Genomic DNA, 20362 nt, shown 5'->3' with positions numbered 1-20362 from the left:
GTCAACGCGATTGACGGCGCATCAATAGAATGAACAAGGGCGCGCCGATGAAGGCGGTAACGATCCCTGCCGGAATTTCCTGCGGTGCGATAAGCGTCCTTCCGAACATATCCGCGAAGGCGGTGAGAATGGCTCCCATAAGGGCTGCAACCGGCACGAGCTGGCGATAGCGCGCGCCAGCGCACAAACGGGCAGCATGCGGCGCTATCAACCCCACGAAGCCTATTGCACCGACCGTCGCCACGGCACCGGCCACCGCCAGCGAGGCCAAAAGCATCGTCCAGAGGCGGGCGGACATTGTATTGAGACCGATGGATTCCGCCTCGTCCCGCCCCATCGCCAGAATATCGAACCGCCTTGCCAGCACCATCATCAACGGAATGAGGACGAGCCAGGGTGCGAGCGCCGCCACATCCTGCCAGTTTCGCCCATGCGTGGACCCTGCCAGCCAGGAAAGCGCTTCCGCGACCTGTAATTTGGCTTCAATGACAATGATGGTGCTGATGGCGGAGAGGCTGGCGGCAATCGCGATGCCGGTCAGCGCCGTGCGCTCCGGCGACATGCGGGCCGAAAGGAGGGAAATGCACAAGACGACCAGACCTGCCCCGAGCACCGCGAGAAGCGCGAATAGCGGGCTGCCGGGCACGACACCGATCAAAAGGCCGGCAAGTCCGGCAAGCGCTGCCCCTTGCGACAAGCCCAGAGTTTCCGGACCTGAAAGCGGATTGCGTGTGACGAGCTGAAGCAGCAGGCCAGCGCATGCCAGCAACGCTCCCGCTCCCATGGCAATCAACACGCGGGGCATGCGCAGTGCGGAGACGGTGTTCCAATCGGTTTGCCAACCGGCAACTCCATCGCCGAAGAGCAGGCCGAGCAGGAAAGCCGCCAGCATCATTCCGACGAGAGCGGAATAGAGCACAGTTTTCCGCTGAAACAGAACCTTTTCCGAAACGACGTTTGCGCGCGTGCGCATCTCCCCCTTGATCCTGCGCAGAACCAGAATGAGGACAGGCGCCGCGAAACAAGCGGCAAGAACGCCGGTTGGAATGATCGTGCCATTATTGCTCAACATCTGCGCTGAAACATCGGCTGCGAGAAGTGCGATTGCCCCCAAAAGGCCAGCAGCGGGCAGCAGGATACCATGTTTGTGGAAACCCACGGCCCGCAGGAAATTCGGGACCGCAAGGCCAATGAAGCCAATCGGCCCCGCAATGGAAACCGCAGCGCCGGAAAGAACAACCGTAGCCAGCAAACCGATGATGGCGGGTGCTTTCCCCATTCCGAGGCCCGAGGCCATATCATTGCCGAGCGCCATCACGTCGAACTGCCGTCCCAAAAGGGCAAGCAGCAATATTCCGCCCAATATTGCGGGCGCCAGTGAAGCAACCTTGGTCCAGCCGGATTGCTCCAGAAGACCTGACGACCACAGAAGAACGCCCGATGCCCGATCGTCGGCCATAAGAACAATCGCGGATGACAGCGCTGAGAAGGCGAGGGAGATAGCTACCCCAGCGAGCGCAAGCCGGACCGGCTGCGCACGCAATCCGCCACCCACCAGAAGACAGAGACCGCCGCCGATGGCCCCACCGAGGATGGTCGCGAGAAAACCCGGAAAAGCGAATGGAAGCAACAGGCTTGCAATGATGAGAGCCAGTTGCGCACCGCTGGTCACAGCCAGGATATCAGGTGCGGCAAGGGGATTCCGCAACACCGTCTGCATGACCGTACCTGCTGCCGCGAGTGCGGCGCCGACCAGAACGGCGGCAAGAGCCCTCGGCAGGCGGATGGTTTCGATGATGATCTGCGCCAGCGATTGCGGCCGCGATGGCGCCTGCAAAACATCGGAGAGCGCGACGTTGCCGCTGCCGACGACGAGTTCGGCGATAATCAGCCCCAGCAGGAGCACTGTCGCCAGTATGAACAGGCTGAAAACATGGATCCTTGGCTTCGCGGCTTCCGCGACGGCATGCCGTGGCGTCATCGCGCGGCCTGATCGTGATCATCGACAATCCAGCGCGGCAGACAGAAGGAGATCGGCAGGACCGGATGAGCGATAACGTCCATGTCGAACTCGAAGGCTTGCTTGAGATGCTGTTTCGTCAGAACGTTTTGCGGGGTGCCCGAGGCCATAAGCTGTCCCTTGCGCATCAAAATGACATCGTCCGCCAGTTCCATTACCTGATTGAGATCGTGGAGCACGGCAATGATGGTGAGGTTGCGCTCTTTGTTCAGCTTTTTCAGAAGTGTGAGCAGCTCGGACTGATGGCGGATATCGAGAAAGTTCGTCGGCTCATCAAGGAAGAGCACTGAAGGGTTCTGCGCGAGCGCAAGAGCCACCCAGGCTCGCTGCCGCTCACCGCCCGACAGTGAAGCGACCTGCCGGTGCCGAAGTTTCTCCAGACCGACCTGTGCAATCGACTGCGCGATTATGGCCCGATCCGCCTGCCCCAGACGCGAGAGCAATCCCCGGTGGGGATGGCGGCCATTTTCAACGAGCTCCTCGACCGTAAGGCCTGCAGGAACTTCGGGCATCTGCCCCAGCACCGCGACCTTTCTGGCGAGTTCGTTGCGGCGCATGCGGCTTATGTCGTGCCCCTCAAAAAGCACTACGCCGCGCGAAGGCTTTTGCAGGCGCGCCATGCAGCGCAACAATGTGCTTTTGCCCGAACCGTTGGCGCCGCATATCGCGGTTATCCGACCGGCGCTGACTGAAACGTCAACGGATGTCAGCGCAGGCGAACCGTCATAGTCGACGGATAAATCGTTGACCTGAATGACCGCCGGCTGCGTCTCCATTCTCGAATTCTGTTCCGGCAAAGTTCACGCGGCTTTCATTGAAACGAGAGCATTTCCAGCAAAAGTGTGAAACGGTTTTGCGTTGGAAAATGCGACAAAACAAATAGTTAGAGCGGTTCTGTCGATTCTGTTAAAAGAACCGCTCTGGGACGATCTGAAATAATAACTTTTCTTAATAGAGGCAAGCAGGTTCCTGATTGCGCAGAAACGATCAAGTCAAGCTGTCCAACAGTATCTCCTAGCAACCGTGCCTGGGCGAACGAACCCGTTGCGTCGGCACAGTTGCTATGGAAAGCGGCAGATTGTAACCGCTATTTGGCCCAGCAATATCCGAAAGCGCAGCCGGAAATCGTTACTTTTTGGGATACTGCGAAGGGGTTTTCATTCTCAAGCGCGATGCGGATCAGCCGGGACCGCCAGCCGTTTTTGGGCACAGGTCCGCGAATATGGTGCAACCCATATCCACTATCTGGGCGGTATCCTGCAAATACTGCTGAAGCAGCCGGAAAGCGCTTCCGATCGGGATCACCCGGTGCGCATAGCTTGGGGCGGCGGCTGTCCCAAGGAAGTCTGGCCGCTTTTCCGCGATCGCTTCGGGGTGGAAATGCGCGAATGCTATGGCATGACCGAAGCTTCAAGCATCACCACCTGCAACGATAACGGAACCGTCGGCGCCGTCGGCAAGCCAATGCCGTGGTTCACGGTCGATCTTCTCGACGAAACCGGAAAACCGGTTCCTGACGGTGAAAAAGGTGAGATCGTTGTGCGGTCTTCCATTGAAGGCGCTCTGTTCCAGGGATATCTGCGAAACCCGGAAGCGACAGGGAAGACGCTGCGCAACGGTGCACTTCATACGGGCGATTCCGGGTCCTTCGATGCGGACGGCAATCTCTGGTTCCATGGTCGCCTGACCGACAGCGTACGCTGCAAGGGCGAGAACGTTTCCGCTTGGGAAGTCGAACACATCGCCGGAGCTTATCCAACAGTAGAAGACTGCGCGATTGTCGGCGTTGCCGCCGAAATCGGCGAGCAGGATATAAAGCTATTCGTCAAGCCGAAATCCGGTTGCGAAGTCGACCCGGCCGCGCTTTCGTCATGGCTGGCGACCCGTCTCGCGGCCTATCAGAATCCACGTTACATCGCGGTGATCGACGAGTTTGAACGCACGCCCAGCCAGCGTATCATGAAGCACAAACTGTCAAGGGAACTTGGCGATTGCTGGGACCGACATGAAGCAGCGAGCGCTACGCGTCGATAGCCAGGCGCAAGCGCTCGTCTGAAAGAGTTGAAAGCGCCAGGACTGCTGGCCTTCGCGGATTTGGCGAAGGTCATGCGGTCGAATGTTGACGAACAGCACGTCCTACCGCCTCGCGTTTGATGACCTTCAAAAATCCCTTCTGACCGTATGGCGTGAGGCATTTCACGTCGCGCATCAGCGCAGGAGCGGCAGGCTGCCGCAAATCCGGTCCACAGCCTTTCGCGGCCCCGCCAGAAGGATCGCCTGCGGAGCGTGGCCGGTCAGCGGCGCGGCGGCGATGCGGTTGGTATAGTCAGTATAATCGCGGGCTTCGAAGGCCGCGCGCATGTAAGCGAGCTTCACCGGCAGTTCGGCAGCAGCTGCAAACAGCGTCGGCAGGTCGGTCGCCCGGGCACCGAGGATTGGTAGCGCGACTGTCGTGATCCCGGCCAACGTATCGCCGCTTTGCGTGGGCGTGTCGGCGCCGATGAGGTCAGGACAAAGCCGCCCCAAGCTCATGCCCAGTACAGCGGCGAAGTTGGCCTTTAGGCCGGTAGGCAGGGTTTCATCCAGAATAATGACAGGTTTCAGGGGCATTGCATGGGTCCTTTCGGGCCATGCCATGCCATGTCGCATGGCGGGCCGTCTTGGACAAAATTGACCTTGGGGATGCGGCTCTAATGCCGGATCAGTGCCCCGGGCGTCACCCCATAGTAGCGGCGGAACTGCCGGATCAGGTGGGCCTGATCGCAGAACCCGGCAGCGACGGCTGCCTCGGCAGCGGAAAAGCCGTTCAACAACAGGCGGCGGGCGTGATCCACGCGGGCGCGCAACACGTGACCATGCGGCGTCAGTCCAGTGGCGCGGCTGGTGCTGCGGATCAGGTAAGATGAATTGAGCCCAACCTGATCCGCCAGGCGGGACAGGCTGAGTTCTTCGCCCGCAGTGACACCGGCCTCGATCCGCTCCAGCAGAACCCGAATAGCAGCAGGCTCGTCACCCGGTTTGCGCAATTCCGCCCAGCCGTAACGGGCGAAGGCCTCCGCCAGCACCGCGTGGACGGACTCTTCGGCTCCCAGACGGGCGTCGGACGGCAGCGCGCCATTCAGGTAGAGAGCGAGCCGCGTCAATGCCTTCGTCAACTTAAGTCCACGATCCCGGGGCGCAATCTCTGCAAAACCGCGCAGGTCACGCAGCCCCAGTACAGCGCGCACCGCCTCTTCGGACGCATAAAGCATATTGTATCGCACCCTGCCGGCTGGCGCGTAGCCGGTGTGCGGTTCCCCGGGGTTCATGAGGGACAGCGAGCCGGCGGGCAGCACCATGCTTTCGCCCCGACAATAATAGCCGCCAGTCCCCTCGGCGATCGCGCCGATGGCAAAACCCTCATGGGCGTGGCGGGCAAAGGTCTGGCTGCTGAGAGCGGCTTCGAAAAGCTCGATACCATGGAGCCAGCCCAAATGGTGATACCGATTGCGTTGCATGGGGAAGATATATCGTCTGCGAATCCGTCTCGTAAAGGGCGGCTTTGGAGCCGCGAGCGCTCGGCAGTTCGCCGCCGTTGTTGCAAGAGCAACGCTGTGTTCCTACCCCTGAGGCTGGTACTTCGATCCAAACTCATCATACTGAAGCATAGCGCGTATGAAGAAAAACAAGGAGGCCCGCGTGAAGGGGAACAATATATTTGCGATGCGCCATATCTGGTTGCACGCGTTCGTACTGGCAATCATCTGTATTTCGGAACTGATCGGCATTCGGAAAATATCCATCGGCATCGGTTCCGTAATCTTCCTGCCGATGCTCTACGCCTTTGCTCTTGGCGTCATCCTCAATCCGAATATTCTCAAGGCGACGGGGAAAGTTCTGAAATCTGACTCCGTTAAGCTGTCAGGCACTATGATCACCATTGCCATCATGCCGTTCATTGCCAAGTTCGGCACGACTGTCGGCCCTCAGATCGAGAACATCATTGCTGCCGGACCGGCTCTCATTCTGCAGGAAATCGGCAATCTCGGAACCATTGCCGTCGCCTTTCCTATCGCCGTTTTCCTGCTGCGCATGGGCCGCGAAACCATCGGCGCGACCTATTCGATTGACCGGGAGCCCAATCTGGCGCTGATTGCCGATAAATATGGCCTGGACAGTCCGGAAGGTGCGGGCGTGATGGGCGTCTACGCTACCGGAACGCTGATTGGCACGTTCGTTTTTGCCTTGATGCCGCCGCTCGTCAACAGTCTGGGGCTTTTTGATTTTCGCGCCTTGGCCATGTCATGCGGTGTCGGTTCGGGCAGCATGCTCGCGGCCTGCACGGGCGGTCTGGTCAGTGTCTTGCCGGAACAGAAGGATCTCATTCTGGCCCTGGCTGCCGCCAGCAACATCCTCACCTATGCGACGGGACTCTATGTCGGCCTGTTTGTGGCGTTGCCGCTGACGGAATGGCTCTATAAAAAATGCCGCCCCGAAGAATATCGCGACGCGGCGTAAGGGAGAGACTGATGACTTCGAAATCAGTGAAGAACACGATCGACAATCTGACCCTGTCTGTCGAGACGACTGACGAGCGCAAGATCGATATTGTCGAAAATGCCTTGCTTCTTGTGATTGCCTGCTTTCTCGGACTGGTCGCGAACTGGGTCGGAACGGGAGTGACACCCGCTCAGGCCCTGCCAGGCATGGCGGTGCTTTATGCTGCATCTATCGGCGGCTTGATCCTTGCGCGCTATATGCCTTTCTATCTGCCGAGTGTAGCCTGGGTTTCCCTCATTGCCATTGTCATCACCATTCCTGGCGTTCCCGGATCGGAGTTTGTTCTGGCGAAGGTGGGAGAACTGAACTTTCTGGCCCTGGCAACACCGGCGCTGGCCTATGGTGGCCTGGCATTGACACGCAACGAATTCGAGATTGCCCGCCGTTCCGGCTGGAAGATTGTCGTTGTCGCTATCTGCGTGATGATCGGCACCTATCTCGGCTCGGTGGTCGTCGCCGATCTGACATTGCGTATTACGGGCTAAACTGCTTCATGGCAGGCCCGATCAGCGGGCCTGCCTGGAGCATTTCCGGAGCCGCTCTAATATATAGGGAATTGTTCTATGGCTGTTTTTCTCAGCGAAGCCGACATTGCGGAAGCAACGGCCTGGCGGCATGATCTGCATCGGCACCCCGAGCTAGCTTTCGAGGAAAATCGCACTGCTGCCTTTATTGCGGAAAAGCTTCAACTCTGGGGTTTCGATGTTCGCCCGGGCTATGCGGGAACGGGCGTGATCGGCAGCCTGACGCGCGGAACATCGAAACGCGCTATCGGCATCCGGGCGGATATGGATGCTTTGCCGATCGCGGAAAAGAGCGGTGTTGCCTACGCGTCGGAGAAGCCCGGCAAAATGCACGCCTGCGGTCATGACGGACACGTAACCATGGCTCTGGCTGCAGCAAAAGCTGTCAGCAAGCTTGAATTTGACGGTACCGTACGCTTTATTTTCCAACCGGCGGAGGAAAACGAAGGCGGTGGCCGCGAGATGGTGCGGGAGGGGCTGTTCACGGACTTTCCAGTCGACGCGGTTTACGGTTTGCACAACTGGCCGGCACTCGACGTCGGGACCTGCGTGGCCCGCGACGATGCGATGATGGCAGCTTTCGGAACATTCGAGATCGAACTGACTGGCAAGGGAGCGCACGGCGCGATGCCGCATGAAGGCGCCGACCCGGTGGTCGCCGCCGCGCAGTTGGTCACGGCGTTGCAGACGATTGCCAGCCGCAATGTTTCGCCGCTCGAATCCGCCGTTGTTTCCGTGACGCAGATGCATGGCGGGGACGCCTGGAACGTCATCCCGGAAAGCATGGTTATCCGTGGAACCACTCGCTGGTTCTTGCCCGATGTCGGGGAAATGATTGCCCGCCGGATGCACGAGCTTGCCACTTCTATCGCCGAAGGTTTTGGCTGTACGGCACGTGTCGATTACGAAAAACGTTATCCTTCAACGATCAATACGGCAGGCAATGCCTGCAAAATCCGTGAACTCGCCGGTTCACCCGATCTTGGTCTCAAGGTTCTTGATGTGGCGCCAAGCATGGCCGCTGAAGATTTCGCTTTCATGCTGCAAGAGAAGCCGGGTTGTTACTTCTGGCTCGGCAGCCGTCGTGAGGGACTCAATCCGGGTCTGCATTCGCCATATTACGATTTCAATGACGCCCTTCTGCCGATAGGCGCCAATTTCTGGATCAAGCTGGTCGCGAGTGAACTGGCGTCGAGCTGACGGCTGCCCGGCCTTGTTCGCACCTTCCCTTGATCCCGGATACCAACCAGGCAACATAGCGCCATGGAAACACTTGATGCGAAAGAATTGCGCATGTTCATGGCGGTGGTCCGGATCGGGTCGATCCGAGGTGCCGCCGAGCACGTGAATGTTGCGCCTTCAGTGGTGAGCCGTCAGATTGCAGAAACAGAGCGCAAGATTGGTTTGCCCCTGTTTGAACGAAACGCACGCGGCATGGCTTTGACCGAAGCTGGCGAACTGGTTTTGGAGCATAGCAGGCGGGTTCTGGAAGAGCATGGTCTCCTGAGAGAGCAACTGGGCTTCCTTAAGGGCGTGCAGCAAAGACGTGTCCGCATTTTGTGCGGCGAAGGGTTTCTCGCTGATATTCTGCAACATGGTCTCGGTTCCTTCGTCGGAATCTATCCAGACGTGCAGTACGATCTGCAGCTTGGCGGCACGCAGAGCGTTCTGGATGGGATTGCCAACGGAGACGCTGATATTGGCATCGCCTATAATCCGCTGACGGATGCCCGGGTTCGGTCGCTTGCCATTTCCAAACAGCCGCTCTGCGTGGTTGCGCCGCCGGGCCATCCGGTATTGGCAAAGGAACGGCTGGAGCTGGCCGATTGCGCGGGCTTGCCCAACGCGCTGCTGGGGCCGGGCCATGGCATTACCCAGCTTGTCACGCGGGTTGCAGCCGATCGCGGTTTTGCGATTTCGCCTCTGGTCGAAACGACGTCGATCGATGTCTTGAGGCGGTTCGTGATTGCGGGACTTGGCATATCGTTTCTGCCCCGCTTCGCCGTATCCACCGAACTGGCGCGCGAGGCCGTCGCCATACGCGAACTGTCCGACCCGCTTCTGGCGGAAGCAAGCGCACATCTCATGGTGCGGGCGCGCCGCCGATTGCCGCTATCGGTGGAACGGTTGAGCGGGTTTCTCGCCAACAACATGACAGCGTTTCAATAGGTTTTGCGAATTGCTGTTGCGCATGACGGGACGCAGCGTTGTCTGCAAACCGGCTATGCGACCGGGCGCTTTGGTGCGAGCTTTTCTCCATTCGAAACGCGATCTGCCGAACAGGCGATCAAGGAACAATGGAGATTTGGAATGGCGCAACAGGAACCGCCGGTGATCGGTGTGGCCGGCCTCGGCAGCATGGGGCTCGGCATGGCGCAGACCCTGGCGGCAAAGGGGTTTGCTACGTTCGGATTCGATTTGTCCGAAGAGCGTAAGGCATTAGCTCAGAAGGTGAATGTGACGCCCGCAGACACGCTCGACCTGCTGTTCGAAAAGTCCGATTTTCTGGTTTTTTCACTTCCGACCGCGCGTGATGTCGAGAACGTCGTCAATGCGCATATCCACCAGTTGGGTGCCTGGCGCAGCCGCGTCGTCATTATCGATACATCCACATCCGAACCGGATGTCAGCCGGGCGCTCGCGCAGAAGCTCGATGTGCTTGGTCATGGCTTCCTCGACGCTCCCGTGAGCGGCGGCCCGGCCGGTGCTGCGTCGGGCCAACTGACAATGATGATCGGTGGCAGCGATGCGGATCTGTCGCTCGCCCAACCCGTTATCGAAGCCATGGCGGCCAAGGCGTTGCATGTGGGACCGAGCGGTGCAGGCAATGTTGCAAAGCTCGTCAACAATCTGCTTGCCGCAGCTCATATGGTGACAACCAGCGAGGGCCTGAAACTGGCGCTTGCCGCTGGAATAAGCCCTGAATCCGCCCTTCGTGTTCTGAATGCGGCTTCAGGAAAATCCATGATCAGCGAGATTCACTTTCCGACCTGGATAATGAACGACCGTTTCGACAGTGGTTTCACGATGGGCTTGATGCGCAAGGATGTGCGCTTGGCGCAGGAACTGGCCGAACGCACCGGCGCAGACATCCCTCTGACATCCGTTGTGGCGAAGCTCTGGGCTGGCTCGGGCCATCTTGAGGACCGCGACGACTTCACCCGCATGGGCGCTTTCCAACCCGTCTCATCGAAGTAAAGGCCAGAATAATGATGCACCCAATTGACCCCCAAGCACAGGCCGCGCGCATTGCCGAAATTTTTCAGAGCTTCTTTCCGAAGAGTGAGATCGGCAGTTTCGTGAATGGTGAAATCGTCGTCGGAAGCGGTGACGAACAGAAGCTGACCGATCCGGCAACCGGCAAGATATTCGCTTCCTTCAAGGATGCCGACCAGTCGATTATCGATGCCGCGATGGATAGCGCTGCCCGCGCGCAAAAGGAATGGATGGCCCTGACGGCGTCGGCACGCGGTCGCGTGATGAATGAGATCGCCCGGTGCATTCGCGAACATGCTCCTTTGATCGCCGAGATCGAAAGCCGTTCTGCCGGGCGTCCTATCCGCGACATTCGTGGCGAAGCCGTGCGCGTTGCCGAGATGTTCGAATATTACGCGGGCTGGTGCGACAAGCTCTATGGCGATGTGATTCCGGTGCCGAGCAGCCATCTCAATTATACGCGCCATGAGCCCATTGGCGTCGTCACGCAGATCACGCCGTGGAATGCGCCTCTGTTTACCGGCGGATGGCAGATCGCACCGGCAATCTGCGCAGGCAATGGCGTTGTCATCAAGCCATCCGAGCTGACACCGCTCTCCACGCTTATCCTCGGCTTGATGTGTGAACTGGGCGGTGCGCCGCGTGGTCTGGTGAATGTAATCGCCGGGCGGGGGCCGACTGCCGGGCAGGCTGCGGTTTCCCATCCGCGCACCGGTCTCGTCGTTTTCGTCGGTTCGGCGCAGGCCGGTTCTGCGATCGCGGCGACAGCCGCGAAGAACGTTGTTCCGTGCATTCTCGAATTGGGCGGAAAATCCGGCAATATTGTCTTCCCTGACGCCAATATGGACCGTGCATTGATCGGCGCGCAGTCGGCCATCTTCAGCGGAGCGGGGCAGAGCTGCGTCTCAGGTTCGCGTTTACTGGTTCACCGCTCCATTCATCAGGAGTTCGTGGAGCGTTACGCCGATGCTGCAAGCCGTATCGTTGTGGGCGATCCCTATGACGACAATTCGCATATCGGACCGATCAACAATGCACGGCAATGGTCGAAGATCGACCAGATGGTGCGCGACGGCGTGACGGATGGTGCGGTGCTCGCGGTGGGAGGCGGAAAGCCGGAAGCTTTGCGCGAAACTGGAGGCTACTATTACGCTCCGACAATCCTCGATCGTGTCGATCCCGCAATGACGATTGCCAGGGAGGAAGTGTTTGGCCCGGTCGTGGCTGTCATGCCTTTCGATGACGAAGCGGAAGCAATTGCACTTGCCAACGACAATGCCTACGGGCTGGCCGGTGCTGTCTGGACCGAGAATGTCGCGCGGGCTCACCGTGTTGCGGCCAGCGTGCGGGCCGGAACCTTCTGGATCAATGGGTATAAGACCATTTCGGTTATGTCACCGTTCGGCGGTTTCGGACGCAGCGGCTACGGTCGCTCGAGCGGTAAGGATGCTTTGATGGCCTATACGCAGGCAAAGAGTATCTGGGTGGAAACAGCCGAAAACCCGGCTGTGACCTTCGGTTACTCGCCAGGAGCCTGAGCTGGATGAATGGCAGCAAGATGTTGCAATCTTGCTGCCGCAACCTTTCTGGTCAAGGCCAAGTGCGACCTTGGTCATCAGCTCTCAGAATTCGCCGAGGCGGGAGCCTATTGCCGGGCCTCAGGCAACGAGGGCCGATTTACGGGCTCGCGAAAGGTGCGCTGAGTTGCCCCCAAGCAGGATCATGCATATGGTTTTGCAAGCCCGCTCTTGTCACCAGTGCACGCGCCTCGGCTTGCCGACGCTTTTGCCCATTGCAAGTTTTTCGGATTTACCGCCGGCGGGATGCCATTGCTGCAAAGACGGATATTGAAACTGATATGGATGAGGGACTGATCCCGCTCGACAATAAAAGTAGCCTCGGAATTTATTGCTGCCCGCCGCAAGCTCCGGTTGTGGGTGCGGGAAATGTCGTCAAGTTTTGACTTGCGACATAAGGCTGATGTGAACTTTTTGAAGCCTAAATAAAAGGCGGTCCGGCCTGAGCCGGGGCCGCTTGCCATGTCAAAAATGTGAAGCAGGTGCGCCGATCCGACTGGGCGCTGCACATTTTCCTAGCGGCTCTAATCTGTAGAACCAATGTCCAACTCCAGCTGCCAGAAGGACCAGCAATCTGGCGTCGAGATGCCTTCGCGAGAACAGCTGGGGGATGCCGGCCACCCGCATCCAGATTCCATCCTTAGTGTCGACCTATCTTGACTGGCTGCGCGGACAGGACAAGCCTCGCACTTTATGGGGATCTACAATCGTGATCTGCCATCCACCAAGATTGTTGCGCCAATCCTTCCAGTATCAAACAAAGCGTCGGCAATTTTTTGCGAATTGCACATGGTTGCCGCTTCGCGCAAAAATTGTCGTGCCACAGTAGCACCTCTCGATCCACTGCGGAACGCGGGTATACTAAATGTCAAAGCTTATTTTTGATTTCAATTAAAAATAATCGGCCTATGCTTTAATATTAACTATATAATATTTTGAGAAGGTAGTTAATCAGCAAATTATTTTTTGGTAATCCTAAGTACATTTTATCAATAACCATTTGTTGCTTCGCAGCATAGTTGCATTCGAAATCAATCTGGATCGGAGAAGGGGGCATTTCCAACGGGCCATCGTTGAAAACATAACGCATCGCGAAATAGGGAGGAAACTATGAATCGCGAAATAAATGGCGACAATCCATTACAGGATGCCCCATATACCCCCGAGGAGATCGGTTCCGGTATCGGAAACACTGGCAATCGGCCAGCATTGCGGCGGGTCCTGGGAATGCCGGCCCTTATCGCGTTTGGCTTGGCATACATGGTGCCGCTTGCCGTTTTCGACACGTACGGCATTGTAACTACCGTCACGGAGGGACATCTGCCAACTGCCTATGCGCTCACCCTGATGACCATGTTCTTCACGGCCTACAGTTATGGCCGAATGGTGGAGGCGTACCCTGTAGCCGGATCGGCCTATAGTTATGCAAGAAAAGCGTTTGGTGGCCACATAGGCTTCATGGTTGGGTGGGCCTTACTGCTGGATTACATCTTTCTGCCGATGCTCAACTTTATTTTAATCGGCATATATATGTCGCAATATTTTCCTGCCATATCTCCACATTTGTGGGTTATTGGCGCGATCCTGCTCGTGACCAGTCTGAATATTCTCGGTATCAAGATCGTGTCGGGAATGAATTTCCTCATCATTGCCTTTCAGCTTATCTTCCTGACCGTATTCCTTACACTTTTCCTGACATCTTTCGGACGATATGGCACGACTTCGATCCTTGCGCCATTCTATAGCTCGGACATGAAGCTTGGGACGATCGTGGCAGGTTCGGCGATCCTGTGCCTTTCGTTTCTAGGCTTTGACGCGGTCTCTACGCTCTCGGAGGAGGCCCGCGAGCCACGCCGCACCATTCCTCGCGCCATCATGCTATGCACGCTCATAGGCGGGCTATTGTTTATTATAGCATCCTGGACCGGGCACATGATTTATCCCGACTGGCGCTCGTTCCCCGATCCGGACTCGGCCTCGCGGGACGTAATGAGCAAAGCTGGCGGGGCTTTCCTGGTCAGTTTCTTCACAGCCGCCTATATGTCGGGCACATTCGCTTCGGCCATGGCTGCACAAGCCAGCGTGTCCCGTATTCTTTATGCGATGGGGCGTGATCGAGTACTCCCGCAAAACGTGTTTGGTGCCATTAGTCGCAAGTTTGGTACGCCTGTCTGCGCGATACTGGTCGTAGCGACCACATCGCTCTTGGCCCTGACCATCGAACTCGAACAGGCTGCCAGCATGATCAGCTTTGGTGCTTTGGCAGGGTTTTCGTTCGTCAATCTTGCGGTAATCAAGACCGGCTTTCTGGATGGGAACAGACGCCAAGGGTGGGATGCAATTCGCTATGGGGTGCTACCAGGTATCGGCTTTCTGCTAACACTATGGCTGTGGGCCAATCTGTCGGCCAACACATTTGATGTGGGCTTGATTTGGTTGGGAACGGGCTTCCTTTACCTGCTCTATCTAACTCGCGTATTCAAACGCTCTGTCCCACAGCTACGACTACATGATCTCTGATCCGCGTAATACCGGGATCAAAAATCCATGCCTCGCCACCAGTCCGATCCCAGATCAGTTCGGGCAGGGATTGCCAGAAGCGATTTTGAGCAGAAGTGTGAGCGGAGAAACGGAAGCGTCTCTCGTTGGAGAGACTTGAATTTGGAATTCCATGTCGGAGAGAAGTATGAATCAGCCCGCGATCATGAGTGGTGCGACGGTTGCCGTGACCACCGAGCCGCCACGTGCTTTCTATGCGGCGATAGTTGATATGAACGGCATTCTTCGCGGCAAGCGTCTCCCTTGGCGCAAGCTTGAGGTCACACTTCGCAGCGGCACGCGAATGCCGATGTCATCTGTGGGGGTAGACATCTGGGGCACAGACGTTGTTGGTACGCATCTCACGTTGGAGAAAGGGGACCTGGACGGTATATGCCATCCGACAGGTCGCGGTCTGTGTGATCTGGGATGGGCAGAGAACGGCGATCAGCCACTGCTCCATTTGTGGATGAGTAAGGAGGATGGCAGTCCTTACTTCGCGGACGCGCGACATTTGTTGGCCGAAGTACTGAAGCGCTATGATGTGCTTGGTTTGCGTCCCGTTGTAGCAACCGAAATCGAATTCTACTTTTTCGATGACCAACCGAAAGGGGCAATGGAAGTCATATATGACGCTGTGCCTCCGGCGTTTGACAATATCTATTCGGTGGCTGAGCTCGTCCAGGCCTCGGCAGTTCTAGAGAAAATATACGCTCACGCGGCCGCGTGTAACATACAGGTCGAAGCCGCCACGTCTGAGGGCGCGCCAAGGCAATTCGAGTTCAACCTTCTGCATCAGGCTGATGCTCTGAAAGCCGCCGACGATGCGGTGCTTTTCAAGCAGATTATTCGAAACGTCGGCCGTTCTCATGGCTATGTCACCAGCTTCATGGCCAAACCACTCCGGGGACATGCCGGAAGCGGCATGCACGTGCATTTCTCCATTCTGGACCAAGACGGACATAACATCTTTGACGATCAGAGTTCGCGGGGAGGTGACGCGTTGCGCCATGCAGTTGGCGGTCTGCTCGACAGCATGGCCGAAATGACTCTGGCTTTCGCGCCGCATCTGAACTCCTACAGGCGGTTATGTCCCGGAGGACTGGCGCCCACAAAGATCGCCTGGGGCTATGAGAACCGCACCAGTGCTCTTCGCATCCCTGCGGGTCCTCCCTCGGCAAGACGTATCGAACATCGCGTCGCGGGAGCAGACGCCAACCCCTATATCGTCCTTGCCGCTATCCTGGGCGGGGCATTGGATGGGCTTCAGCGTAAGGTCCAGCCGCCTGGGCCGGTCACCGGAAATTCTCACAATATCAATCTATCGAACCTGGCGCGGGACTGGAAAGAATCCCTCGATATTTTCGAGGCTTCCGCAAGGGTCAAATCCATTCTGCATCCCGAATTCGTCGAAGCGTTCGTCGCATGCAAGCGACAGGAACAGGGGGTATTCGCTGATCGGGTGACCGATTTTGAAGTCCAGACCTATCGACAGTCGCCATAACGTCTATCTCGAGCCGGGATCAAAAAATATGACGGAAAACTATCCCCGCAGCTATTACGCCGCGACAGCCAACGAAATTGACCCTTTCCTAATCCTGGATGGTGACTTGGACGTTGATGTCGCCATCGTGGGCGGCGGCTTCACAGGCGTCGCCAGCGCTGTGGAGCTGGCCGAGCGTGGTGTGCGTGTGGCCCTGCTCGAAGCCAATCACGTTGGTTGGGGCGCGTCCGGGCGCAATGGTGGGCAAATCACCGGCTCGCTATCTGGCGATCGAGCCATGGAGCGGGAATTTCGTCGGACCCTTGGTAAAGAAGCGGCGGAATATATCTGGAACCTGCGCTGGCGTGGTCATGATATCATCCAGAAACGTGTGGAAAAATACGCAATCCAATGCAGCCTGAGACATGGCCACGTCCACGCGGCATGGAATATGTCTCACATTCCTGAGCTGGAGGAAATGGAGCGTGCTGCCCAGCAGCACGGCATGGGCGATCAGGTCGAGCTTGTGCGGGGTGATGCGCTCCGGGAGTATGTCGGAAGCCAGATCTATCCCGCTGGACTGGTGAACCGCCGCAACATGCATGTCCATTCCTTGAACCTTTGCCTGGGCGAGGCCGACGCCGCCCGTAATCTCGGCGCACATATCTTCAGCGAGACTCGCGTTGAGAAATTGATCTACGGTCGGCGTCCCGTGCTGGAGACTGCCCTAGGGCGCGTTACTGCCGACAGCGTGTTGATTGCCGGAAACAGCTATCACAAACTCGGTCAGCGCAAGTTGTCTGGAATGCTCTTCCCAATCTCGCTTGACATCATCGCCACCGCTCCACTGACGGATGCCTTGGCGCGCAGTATCAGCCCAAAGGGCTACGGAATCTATGACACCCGCTTTGTGCTTGATTACTATCGGGTGACCGCGGACAATCGGATGATCTTCGGCAGCGGCACAAACTATAGCGGTCGTGATACCGCAAATCTGGTCGAAGCGATCCGCCCAGCCATCGAGAGAACCTTGCCGCAGCTTCGCGATGTCGAAATCGAGTTTGCTTGGCACGGGATGGACGGTGTTTCGATCAATCGCATCCCGCAACTCGGGCGGATTAAGCCTAATGTGTACTACGCACAGGGTTATTCGGGACACGGGATTGCCACCTCTCACATAGTAGCCGAGATCATGGCCAAAGCAATCTGCGGCGATGACGCCGAGCTGGACGTTTTTGCTAACGTCCGGCATTGGCGATTTCCTGTAGGCCGCAAGCTCGGCAATCTCGGTCTGGCGATGGGTATGTGGTTCTTGCAAAAACTGGACGGTGGACGGTAGCTGCCGCCACCGGTCCTGCTTCGACAAATGCTCGATGGCTCTCTTCGGATGCGGATTGAGGGCTTTCAGCCGTTCATGCAGGCTTTTGAACCCGTTTTCCGCAATAAGACCCTTTTCGGAAGACATGGCGCGGGATTCCTCGAAGCCGGTTTTGTAAAGCGCGCGGTCGCCTAGCAGATATTCCTCCGGCACGGCATCGGCCACTTCGCCGGGGGAAGCCTTGTGAATCCAGTTCAGCGACTTGAGGAAAGCATTGACGACGCAGCCCCTTGTTGATGCGCCTCGCGCCATCGAAAACTTCTCCGCTTTTCCGAAGCAAGGCCAAGTATCGGCGATCCGCTTTTGCCGCCTATTGTGTCTGGCGGCCTCCGGCAAATGGTTGCAAGGTGCCCTCGTGATTCTGGCTACGATTGGTAACTATGAAGATATGTTTTTATGCACCGCTGAAGTCCCCTGATCATCCCGTGCCTTCAGGAGATCGGATGATGGCGCGTTTGCTGGTCCGGGCGCTGGAAATGGCCGGGCATGAAGTGGAGGTCGTCTCGCATCTGAGAAGCTTTCACAGAACGCCTGATGCCTACGCGGCATTGCGCAATGAAGCCGAGGATGAGTTGCAGCGGCTTCGCCAACGCTGGAAAAATACGCCCAAGCCGGACCTCTGGTTTTCATATCACGTCTATTACAAGTCGCCCGATCTGCTTGGGCCAACGATCTGCAAGGAACTGGACATACCCTATGTGACGGCTGAAGCCTCCTATGCCGGAAAGCGTGATGCCGATGGATGGCAGGCCGAGCAGGAAAGTGTCCGGGACGCGGTCGCAACAGCCGCCCTCAACCTCTGCTTTACCGCGCGCGACCGGGATGGTCTTGCAACCCTGATGCCCGAGGCTTCGCTTGCGCTTCTGCCGCCATTTATTGATGTTGCACCCTATCGACAGCCCGCCAACCGCGATCCCGCCGGGCTTGTAACCATCGCCATGATGCGAAACGGCGATAAATTAGCAAGTTTTGACAGGCTTGCATCGGCACTGGCGCAATTGGATGACCGGGACTGGACCTTGAGCATTATCGGCGACGGCCCCGAAAAAGCGGCTGTCCAAGCGCTTTTTTCCCCGTTCGGGGATCGGATCGAATGGGTCGGGCAGAAAAGTGAAACGGAAATCCCCGCCCTGTTGCAAGCGGGCGGCATCTATGTCTGGCCCGGCGTCGGAGAAGCCTATGGCATAGCCTATCTGGAAGCCCAGGCTGCCGGTTTGCCTGTTATTGCGCAGGCGACAGCCGGCGTCCCCGCAGTCGTCATGTCCGGCACGACCGGTCTTCTGGTCGAAGAGGGCAACATTGAAGCCTATGCCAACGCCATCCGATTGCTTCTCGACAATCCACAGGACGCCTTGGCGCTTGGACAAGCAGCCCGGCGTTTTGTACATGACGAACGGTCGCTTGAGCAGGCGGCAATCAGGATAAACGGGCTTCTGCAGGGTCTTATGCGCGAACACGAGAAGGCGAAGGGATGATGGATCAATCCACTTGGGAACCCTTGCTGTCCGAGATGCAGCGATGGTCGGATGCCGGACGTCTTGCCCGGTTCTGGCTGCGCGATGACGATGCGGTGGAGCCGACACCGGCACTGGATCGATTGATCGCGCTTTCTGACCGCTACCATGTACCGCTTGCCCTTGCGGTCATACCGGCGCCAACGGGTCAGGCGCTGGCAGAGCATCTTTCCGGCAAAAATCTTGTCACGGTCACCGTCCACGGATGGTCGCATGAAAGCCATGCCGCCGCTGGTCGGAAAAAGCAGGAGCTTGGGCCGGAACGGCCACTTGCGACGGTTCTCGGGCAGTTGGAAGCAGGGCTTTCCAAACTGGAAATGCTCTATCGCGGGCAACTCTCGCCGGTTCTGGTTCCGCCATGGAACCGGATCGATCAGAGCATTCGCATTGAGCTGGAAAAATCAGGCTTCGCCGCGCTTTCGGTTTTTGGCCCGGCCACAACCGAGCCGGGCGAAATCCCGTGCATCAATACCCATGTCGATCTTATGGACTGGCATGGAACACGCGGTTGCCGTCCGCATGGCGATCTGGTGGCCGATATAGTCACCCAGATGAAACAGCGCTTCGACGGAGATGATGAACCAATCGGCATTCTGGCGCATCATCTCGTGCACGATGAAGCGGCCTGGGATTTTCTGGACGCGCTGTTCGGCATCACCACACAAAAGCCGGGGATCGTCTGGAAGCGTTTGCCCGACGAGGTTCAGACAATCACAAGCTGACGGTCACGGGCTGCGAAGGCCATGGGAAACAGTTCCTGCGTTGCCCGCTCGCATTCATCCAGCGCGTCGTCCGTGCGGGTGGGCGCGTGGTGAAACAGCGCAAAGCGCTTCACGCCCGCGACCTTTGCAAGCCGCGCTCCGTGACGCCAGGTCGAATGACCATAGCCGAAGCAGCGTTTCATTTCGTCGTCGGTATAGGTGCAGTCATAGACCATCAGATCGGCATTTTCGATCAGCGCCAGCACATTGGGGTCGAGCTGATCCCCGACATGCTCCGTATCGTAAATGAGCGCCACCGACTTTCCCGCCCATTCAATGCGATAACCGACGCCGCCGTCGGGGTGATTAAGCTTGCCCGTGCGTATCGTCACGCCATCGCATGGGGACAAGGTGTCGCCTGTTTGAAAATCCTGAAATTCGGCTGTGGCTTTCCAGATATCCGGCGCGATGGGAAAGAATGGCGGGCGCATGAACTGATTGAGCAGCTCGCGGGTTGTCATTTGGCCATGCAGATGGCCGGACCAGAATTTCACCCGCGCCGCAGGATTAAACACCGGGTGGAAGTATGGCAGACCCATGATGTGGTCGTAGTGCGAATGCGTGAAAAACAGGTCGTACTGCAATATGCCTTCCGCAGTCATCGCCTCTCCGGCTTCCCGGATACCCGAACCGGCATCGAAGATCAGCCTGCGCGAACCACACTGCAACTCTATGCAGGACGTATTTCCACCATAGCGCTCGAAATCAGGGCCCGAAACAGGAAGGCTCCCACGCGTTCCCCAGAATCGGACCGTTATTTCACTATCCGTCATCGTACTCGCCACTCAATATAGCCCCGCCTGCGTTCGGCC

18 protein-coding genes and 1 pseudogene are annotated in these 20362 nt (G+C 57.7%); 13 read left to right on the top strand and 6 right to left on the bottom strand.

Translation table 11 applies throughout. The features are described 5' to 3' along the window. Window position 1: 1 nt before the first annotated feature. Together AC0TNJ_RS10985 and AC0TNJ_RS10980 are read right to left on the bottom strand one after the other, a co-directional pair. Window positions 2-1981: an iron ABC transporter permease gene (locus tag AC0TNJ_RS10985; protein WP_473771129.1), complete on the bottom strand. Its 1980-nt coding sequence runs from the start codon at window positions 1979-1981 to the stop codon at window positions 2-4. After that, entirely contained in the window at window positions 1978-2796 is an 819-nt protein-coding gene (locus AC0TNJ_RS10980) for an ABC transporter ATP-binding protein (protein ID WP_473771128.1), read from the bottom strand. Before AC0TNJ_RS10980 ends, AC0TNJ_RS10985 begins: the two co-directional genes overlap by 4 nt. A gap of 247 nt (window positions 2797-3043) precedes the next feature. On the opposite strand from AC0TNJ_RS10980, the gene AC0TNJ_RS10975 reads away from it, so the two are divergent. Beyond that, window positions 3044-4054 (top strand): AMP-binding protein, encoded by a 1011-nt coding sequence (locus AC0TNJ_RS10975; protein WP_473771127.1) that lies wholly within the window; start codon window positions 3044-3046, stop codon window positions 4052-4054. Between the two features lie 174 nt (window positions 4055-4228). On the opposite strand, the gene AC0TNJ_RS10970 is transcribed toward AC0TNJ_RS10975, so the two are convergent. Both AC0TNJ_RS10970 and AC0TNJ_RS10965 read right to left on the bottom strand, forming a co-directional pair. Beyond that, window positions 4229-4630 carry a DUF2000 domain-containing protein gene (locus AC0TNJ_RS10970; protein ID WP_473771126.1) on the bottom strand — a complete coding sequence of 134 codons (402 nt, stop codon included), beginning with the start codon at window positions 4628-4630 and terminating at the stop codon, window positions 4229-4231. An 80-nt stretch (window positions 4631-4710) separates the two neighbouring features. Further along, window positions 4711-5517, bottom strand: coding sequence for an AraC family transcriptional regulator (locus AC0TNJ_RS10965; protein ID WP_473771125.1), 807 nt, complete (start codon window positions 5515-5517; stop codon window positions 4711-4713). 157 nt (window positions 5518-5674) lie between these two features. On the opposite strand from AC0TNJ_RS10965, the gene AC0TNJ_RS10960 reads away from it, so the two are divergent. From AC0TNJ_RS10960 to AC0TNJ_RS10920, 9 genes are all read left to right on the top strand, one after another. Continuing rightward, window positions 5675-6517: a DUF3100 domain-containing protein gene (locus AC0TNJ_RS10960; RefSeq protein WP_473771124.1), complete on the top strand. Its 843-nt coding sequence runs from the start codon at window positions 5675-5677 to the stop codon at window positions 6515-6517. 11 nt (window positions 6518-6528) lie between these two features. After that, window positions 6529-7044: a hypothetical protein gene (locus AC0TNJ_RS10955; protein WP_473771123.1), complete on the top strand. Its 516-nt coding sequence runs from the start codon at window positions 6529-6531 to the stop codon at window positions 7042-7044. 78 nt (window positions 7045-7122) lie between these two features. After that, window positions 7123-8283, top strand: a complete 1161-nt coding sequence (locus AC0TNJ_RS10950) for a M20 aminoacylase family protein (protein WP_473771122.1) — start codon at window positions 7123-7125, stop codon at window positions 8281-8283. 63 nt (window positions 8284-8346) lie between these two features. Beyond that, the gene (locus tag AC0TNJ_RS10945; protein ID WP_473771121.1) at window positions 8347-9252 is read left to right on the top strand and encodes a LysR family transcriptional regulator; all 906 of its coding nucleotides are present in this window, start codon (window positions 8347-8349) and stop codon (window positions 9250-9252) included. A gap of 141 nt (window positions 9253-9393) precedes the next feature. After that, entirely contained in the window at window positions 9394-10281 is an 888-nt protein-coding gene (locus AC0TNJ_RS10940; RefSeq protein ID WP_473771120.1) for an NAD(P)-dependent oxidoreductase, read from the top strand. A gap of 11 nt (window positions 10282-10292) precedes the next feature. After that, a complete protein-coding gene (locus AC0TNJ_RS10935; RefSeq protein ID WP_473771119.1) occupies window positions 10293-11837 on the top strand; it encodes an aldehyde dehydrogenase family protein in 1545 nt (514 codons plus the stop codon). 1149 nt (window positions 11838-12986) lie between these two features. Beyond that, window positions 12987-14396 carry an APC family permease gene (locus tag AC0TNJ_RS10930; RefSeq protein ID WP_473771118.1) on the top strand — a complete coding sequence of 470 codons (1410 nt, stop codon included), beginning with the start codon at window positions 12987-12989 and terminating at the stop codon, window positions 14394-14396. Window positions 14397-14562: 166 nt separating this feature from the next. Continuing rightward, on the top strand, window positions 14563-15918 hold the full coding sequence (locus AC0TNJ_RS10925) for a glutamine synthetase family protein (RefSeq protein WP_473771117.1): 1356 nt from the start codon (window positions 14563-14565) through the stop codon (window positions 15916-15918). A 28-nt stretch (window positions 15919-15946) separates the two neighbouring features. Next, a complete protein-coding gene (locus AC0TNJ_RS10920) occupies window positions 15947-17236 on the top strand; it encodes an NAD(P)/FAD-dependent oxidoreductase (protein WP_473771116.1) in 1290 nt (429 codons plus the stop codon). A gap of 51 nt (window positions 17237-17287) precedes the next feature. Here the strand turns inward: AC0TNJ_RS10920 and AC0TNJ_RS10915 are convergent. Next, a pseudogene (locus tag AC0TNJ_RS10915) lies at window positions 17288-17497 on the bottom strand (ABC transporter substrate-binding protein); the annotation flags it as partial. On the opposite strand from AC0TNJ_RS10915, the gene AC0TNJ_RS10910 reads away from it, so the two are divergent. The 3 genes from AC0TNJ_RS10910 to AC0TNJ_RS10900 are packed head-to-tail and all read left to right on the top strand — an operon-like array spanning window position 17490 to window position 19511. Next, on the top strand, window positions 17490-17693 hold the full coding sequence (locus AC0TNJ_RS10910; RefSeq protein WP_473771235.1) for a hypothetical protein: 204 nt from the start codon (window positions 17490-17492) through the stop codon (window positions 17691-17693). The pseudogene AC0TNJ_RS10915 and the gene AC0TNJ_RS10910 sit on opposite strands and share 8 nt — an antisense overlap. Further along, complete coding sequence (locus AC0TNJ_RS10905) at window positions 17656-18750, top strand: glycosyltransferase family 4 protein (protein ID WP_473771115.1); 1095 nt, start codon at window positions 17656-17658, stop codon at window positions 18748-18750. The genes AC0TNJ_RS10910 and AC0TNJ_RS10905 overlap by 38 nt, the downstream gene beginning before the upstream one ends. After that, window positions 18747-19511 carry a polysaccharide deacetylase family protein gene (locus tag AC0TNJ_RS10900; RefSeq protein WP_473771114.1) on the top strand — a complete coding sequence of 255 codons (765 nt, stop codon included), beginning with the start codon at window positions 18747-18749 and terminating at the stop codon, window positions 19509-19511. The genes AC0TNJ_RS10905 and AC0TNJ_RS10900 overlap by 4 nt, the downstream gene beginning before the upstream one ends. On the opposite strand, the gene AC0TNJ_RS10895 is transcribed toward AC0TNJ_RS10900, so the two are convergent. After that, a complete protein-coding gene (locus tag AC0TNJ_RS10895) occupies window positions 19493-20323 on the bottom strand; it encodes an MBL fold metallo-hydrolase (protein ID WP_473771113.1) in 831 nt (276 codons plus the stop codon). The two genes, AC0TNJ_RS10900 and AC0TNJ_RS10895, sit on opposite strands and share 19 nt — an antisense overlap. Between the last annotated feature and the right edge of the window lie 39 nt (window positions 20324-20362).

It is taken from the genome of Ochrobactrum sp. PL_is483 (genome assembly GCF_055816855.1).
Note: the sequence above shows the minus strand (reverse complement) of the source record. Positions and strands in the feature narration are given on the sequence as shown.